This window comes from Pseudomonas sp. 57B-090624, from assembly GCF_003234055.1.
GTDB lineage: Bacteria > Pseudomonadota > Gammaproteobacteria > Pseudomonadales > Pseudomonadaceae > Metapseudomonas > Metapseudomonas tohonis.
The window spans coordinates 1-5,296 of sequence record NZ_QKRU01000146.1 but is presented as its reverse complement, the minus strand read 5'-3'; the positions used below and the strand labels follow the sequence as shown (position 1 = coordinate 5,296).

The following is a 5,296-nucleotide window of genomic DNA, read 5'->3' as shown; positions in this document are numbered from 1 at the left end:
TTGCGATTGCTGAGCCAAGTTTAGGGTTTTCTCAAAACCCAAGCAGTATTGAACTGAAGAGTTTGATCATGGCTCAGATTGAACGCTGGCGGCAGGCCTAACACATGCAAGTCGAGCGGATGAGTGGAGCTTGCTCCATGATTCAGCGGCGGACGGGTGAGTAATGCCTAGGAATCTGCCTGGTAGTGGGGGACAACGTTTCGAAAGGAACGCTAATACCGCATACGTCCTACGGGAGAAAGCAGGGGACCTTCGGGCCTTGCGCTATCAGATGAGCCTAGGTCGGATTAGCTAGTTGGTGAGGTAACGGCTCACCAAGGCGACGATCCGTAACTGGTCTGAGAGGATGATCAGTCACACTGGAACTGAGACACGGTCCAGACTCCTACGGGAGGCAGCAGTGGGGAATATTGGACAATGGGCGAAAGCCTGATCCAGCCATGCCGCGTGTGTGAAGAAGGTCTTCGGATTGTAAAGCACTTTAAGTTGGGAGGAAGGGCAGTAAGTTAATACCTTGCTGTTTTGACGTTACCGACAGAATAAGCACCGGCTAACTTCGTGCCAGCAGCCGCGGTAATACGAAGGGTGCAAGCGTTAATCGGAATTACTGGGCGTAAAGCGCGCGTAGGTGGTTCAGCAAGTTGGATGTGAAAGCCCCGGGCTCAACCTGGGAACTGCATCCAAAACTACTGAGCTAGAGTACGGTAGAGGGTGGTGGAATTTCCTGTGTAGCGGTGAAATGCGTAGATATAGGAAGGAACACCAGTGGCGAAGGCGACCACCTGGACTGATACTGACACTGAGGTGCGAAAGCGTGGGGAGCAAACAGGATTAGATACCCTGGTAGTCCACGCCGTAAACGATGTCGACTAGCCGTTGGGATCCTTGAGATCTTAGTGGCGAAGCTAACGCGATAAGTCGACCGCCTGGGGAGTACGGCCGCAAGGTTAAAACTCAAATGAATTGACGGGGGCCCGCACAAGCGGTGGAGCATGTGGTTTAATTCGAAGCAACGCGAAGAACCTTACCTGGCCTTGACATGCTGAGAACTTTCCAGAGATGGATTGGTGCCTTCGGGAACTCAGACACAGGTGCTGCATGGCTGTCGTCAGCTCGTGTCGTGAGATGTTGGGTTAAGTCCCGTAACGAGCGCAACCCTTGTCCTTAGTTACCAGCACGTTATGGTGGGCACTCTAAGGAGACTGCCGGTGACAAACCGGAGGAAGGTGGGGATGACGTCAAGTCATCATGGCCCTTACGGCCAGGGCTACACACGTGCTACAATGGTCGGTACAAAGGGTTGCCAAGCCGCGAGGTGGAGCTAATCCCATAAAACCGATCGTAGTCCGGATCGCAGTCTGCAACTCGACTGCGTGAAGTCGGAATCGCTAGTAATCGTGAATCAGAATGTCACGGTGAATACGTTCCCGGGCCTTGTACACACCGCCCGTCACACCATGGGAGTGGGTTGCTCCAGAAGTAGCTAGTCTAACCGCAAGGGGGACGGTTACCACGGAGTGATTCATGACTGGGGTGAAGTCGTAACAAGGTAGCCGTAGGGGAACCTGCGGCTGGATCACCTCCTTAATCGAAGACATCAGCTTCTTCATAAGCTCCCACACGAATTGCTTGATTCACTTGCGAAAAGCGATTGGGTTGTTAGACCCGAGAGTAAGACGATTGGGTCTGTAGCTCAGTTGGTTAGAGCGCACCCCTGATAAGGGTGAGGTCGGCAGTTCGAATCTGCCCAGACCCACCAATTGTCATGGGCGTGGCAGGTCTTCGAGGGGCCATAGCTCAGCTGGGAGAGCGCCTGCTTTGCACGCAGGAGGTCAGGAGTTCGATCCTCCTTGGCTCCACCATCCACTCTGCAATCGCTGAAAGCTCAGAAATGAGTGCCTTGAGAATGGCATTGATTTCTGGTCTTTGCGCCAGAACTGTTCTTTAAAAATTTGGGTATGTGATAGAAGTAGACTGATTAATCTCTTTCACTGGTGATTAATCAAGTCAAGGTAAAATTTGCGAGTTCAAGCGCGAATTTTCGGCGAATGTCGTCTTCACGTTAGAGACAATAACCAGATTGCTTGGGGTTATATGGTCAAGTGAAGAAGCGCATACGGTGGATGCCTTGGCAGTCAGAGGCGATGAAAGACGTGGTAGCCTGCGATAAGCTTCGGGGAGTCGGCAAACAGACTTTGATCCGGAGATCTCTGAATGGGGGAACCCACCTAGGATAACCTAGGTATCTTGTACTGAATCCATAGGTGCAAGAGGCGAACCAGGGGAACTGAAACATCTAAGTACCCTGAGGAAAAGAAATCAACCGAGATTCCCTTAGTAGTGGCGAGCGAACGGGGACTAGCCCTTAAGCTTCTTTGATTTTAGCGGAACGCTCTGGAAAGTGCGGCCATAGTGGGTGATAGCCCTGTACGCGAAAGGATCTTAGAAGTGAAATCGAGTAGGACGGAGCACGAGAAACTTTGTCTGAATATGGGGGGACCATCCTCCAAGGCTAAATACTACTGACTGACCGATAGTGAACCAGTACCGTGAGGGAAAGGCGAAAAGAACCCCGGAGAGGGGAGTGAAATAGAACCTGAAACCGTATGCGTACAAGCAGTGGGAGCCCACTTTGTTGGGTGACTGCGTACCTTTTGTATAATGGGTCAGCGACTTATTTTCAGTGGCGAGCTTAACCGAATAGGGGAGGCGTAGCGAAAGCGAGTCTTAATAGGGCGTCTAGTCGCTGGGAATAGACCCGAAACCGGGCGATCTATCCATGGGCAGGTTGAAGGTTAGGTAACACTGACTGGAGGACCGAACCGACTACCGTTGAAAAGTTAGCGGATGACCTGTGGATCGGAGTGAAAGGCTAATCAAGCTCGGAGATAGCTGGTTCTCCTCGAAAGCTATTTAGGTAGCGCCTCATGTATCACTGTAGGGGGTAGAGCACTGTTTCGGCTAGGGGGTCATCCCGACTTACCAAACCGATGCAAACTCCGAATACCTACAAGTGCCGAGCATGGGAGACACACGGCGGGTGCTAACGTCCGTCGTGAAAAGGGAAACAACCCAGACCGTCAGCTAAGGTCCCAAAGTTATGGTTAAGTGGGAAACGATGTGGGAAGGCTTAGACAGCTAGGAGGTTGGCTTAGAAGCAGCCACCCTTTAAAGAAAGCGTAATAGCTCACTAGTCGAGTCGGCCTGCGCGGAAGATGTAACGGGGCTCAAACCATACACCGAAGCTACGGGTATCACGTAAGTGATGCGGTAGAGGAGCGTTCTGTAAGCCTGTGAAGGTGAGTTGAGAAGCTTGCTGGAGGTATCAGAAGTGCGAATGCTGACATGAGTAACGACAATGCGAGTGAAAAACTCGCACGCCGAAAGACCAAGGGTTCCTGCGCAACGTTAATCGACGCAGGGTTAGTCGGTCCCTAAGGCGAGGCTGAAGAGCGTAGTCGATGGGAAACAGGTTAATATTCCTGTACTTCTAGTTACTGCGATGGAGGGACGGAGAAGGCTAGGCCAGCTTGGCGTTGGTTGTCCAAGTTTAAGGTGGTAGGCAGAGTGCTTAGGTAAATCCGGGCGCTTAATGCTGAGAGCTGATGACGAGTCGTCTTTTAGACGATGAAGTGGTTGATGCCATGCTTCCAGGAAAAGCTTCTAAGCTTCAGGTAACTAGGAACCGTACCCCAAACCGACACAGGTGGTTGGGTAGAGAATACCAAGGCGCTTGAGAGAACTCGGGTGAAGGAACTAGGCAAAATGGCACCGTAACTTCGGGAGAAGGTGCGCCGGTGAGGGTGAAGGACTTGCTCCGTAAGCCCATGCCGGTCGAAGATACCAGGCCGCTGCGACTGTTTATTAAAAACACAGCACTCTGCAAACACGAAAGTGGACGTATAGGGTGTGACGCCTGCCCGGTGCCGGAAGGTTAATTGATGGGGTTAGCGCAAGCGAAGCTCTTGATCGAAGCCCCGGTAAACGGCGGCCGTAACTATAACGGTCCTAAGGTAGCGAAATTCCTTGTCGGGTAAGTTCCGACCTGCACGAATGGCGTAACGATGGCGGCGCTGTCTCCACCCGAGACTCAGTGAAATTGAAATCGCTGTGAAGATGCAGTGTATCCGCGGCTAGACGGAAAGACCCCGTGAACCTTTACTGTAGCTTTGCACTGGACTTTGAGCCTGCTTGTGTAGGATAGGTGGGAGGCTTTGAAGCGTGGACGCCAGTCTGCGTGGAGCCATCCTTGAAATACCACCCTGGCATGCTTGAGGTTCTAACTCTGGTCCGTCATCCGGATCGAGGACAGTGTATGGTGGGCAGTTTGACTGGGGCGGTCTCCTCCTAAAGAGTAACGGAGGAGTACGAAGGTGCGCTCAGACCGGTCGGAAATCGGTCGTAGAGTATAAAGGCAAAAGCGCGCTTGACTGCGAGACAGACACGTCGAGCAGGTACGAAAGTAGGTCTTAGTGATCCGGTGGTTCTGTATGGAAGGGCCATCGCTCAACGGATAAAAGGTACTCCGGGGATAACAGGCTGATACCGCCCAAGAGTTCATATCGACGGCGGTGTTTGGCACCTCGATGTCGGCTCATCACATCCTGGGGCTGAAGCCGGTCCCAAGGGTATGGCTGTTCGCCATTTAAAGTGGTACGCGAGCTGGGTTTAGAACGTCGTGAGACAGTTCGGTCCCTATCTGCCGTGGACGTTTGAGATTTGAGAGGGGCTGCTCCTAGTACGAGAGGACCGGAGTGGACGAACCTCTGGTGTTCCGGTTGTCACGCCAGTGGCATTGCCGGGTAGCTACGTTCGGAAGAGATAACCGCTGAAAGCATCTAAGCGGGAAACTCGCCTCAAGATGAGATCTCACTGGAGCCTTGAGCTCCCTGAAGGGCCGTCGAAGACTACGACGTTGATAGGTTGGGTGTGTAAGCGCTGTGAGGCGTTGAGCTAACCAATACTAATTGCCCGTGAGGCTTGACCATATAACACCCAAACAATCTGACGATTGTTGTTATAAGGTGAAGTCGACTTAGCCGAAAATTGGCCAGAACTTGCAAAGCCTTATCACATACCCATTCGGGGTCGCGTCCCAGACGATACCCCAACCGAATTGCTTGACGACCATAGAGCGTTGGAACCACCTGATCCCATCCCGAACTCAGTAGTGAAACGATGCATCGCCGATGGTAGTGTGGAGTTTCTCCATGTGAGAGTAGGTCATCGTCAAGCACCTATACCAAACCCCCGATCTTCGACAGAAGGTCGGGGGTTTGACTTTGTGCCGCAGAAA

Annotated in this window: 2 tRNA genes and 3 rRNA genes; all 5 read left to right on the top strand. The window is 52.3% G+C overall.

Features of this window, described 5'->3' with window-relative positions:
• The first annotated feature begins 50 nt into the window (after positions 1–50).
• The 5 genes from DMX10_RS31765 to rrf all read left to right on the top strand — a co-directional run bounded on the left by DMX10_RS31765 (position 51) and on the right by rrf (position 5,235).
• Positions 51–1,587: ribosomal RNA gene (locus tag DMX10_RS31765) — 16S ribosomal RNA — on the top strand.
• Between the two features lie 95 nt (positions 1,588–1,682).
• Positions 1,683–1,759, top strand: a tRNA-Ile gene (locus tag DMX10_RS31760).
• A gap of 27 nt (positions 1,760–1,786) precedes the next feature.
• Positions 1,787–1,862 (top strand) — tRNA-Ala (locus tag DMX10_RS31755).
• A 234-nt stretch (positions 1,863–2,096) separates the two neighbouring features.
• A 23S ribosomal RNA gene (locus DMX10_RS31750) occupies positions 2,097–4,988 on the top strand.
• A 131-nt stretch (positions 4,989–5,119) separates the two neighbouring features.
• Positions 5,120–5,235: ribosomal RNA gene (gene rrf, locus DMX10_RS31745) — 5S ribosomal RNA — on the top strand.
• Together the 16S, 23S and 5S rRNA genes with 2 tRNA genes alongside form the textbook arrangement of a ribosomal RNA operon.
• Positions 5,236–5,296 lie beyond the last annotated feature (61 nt).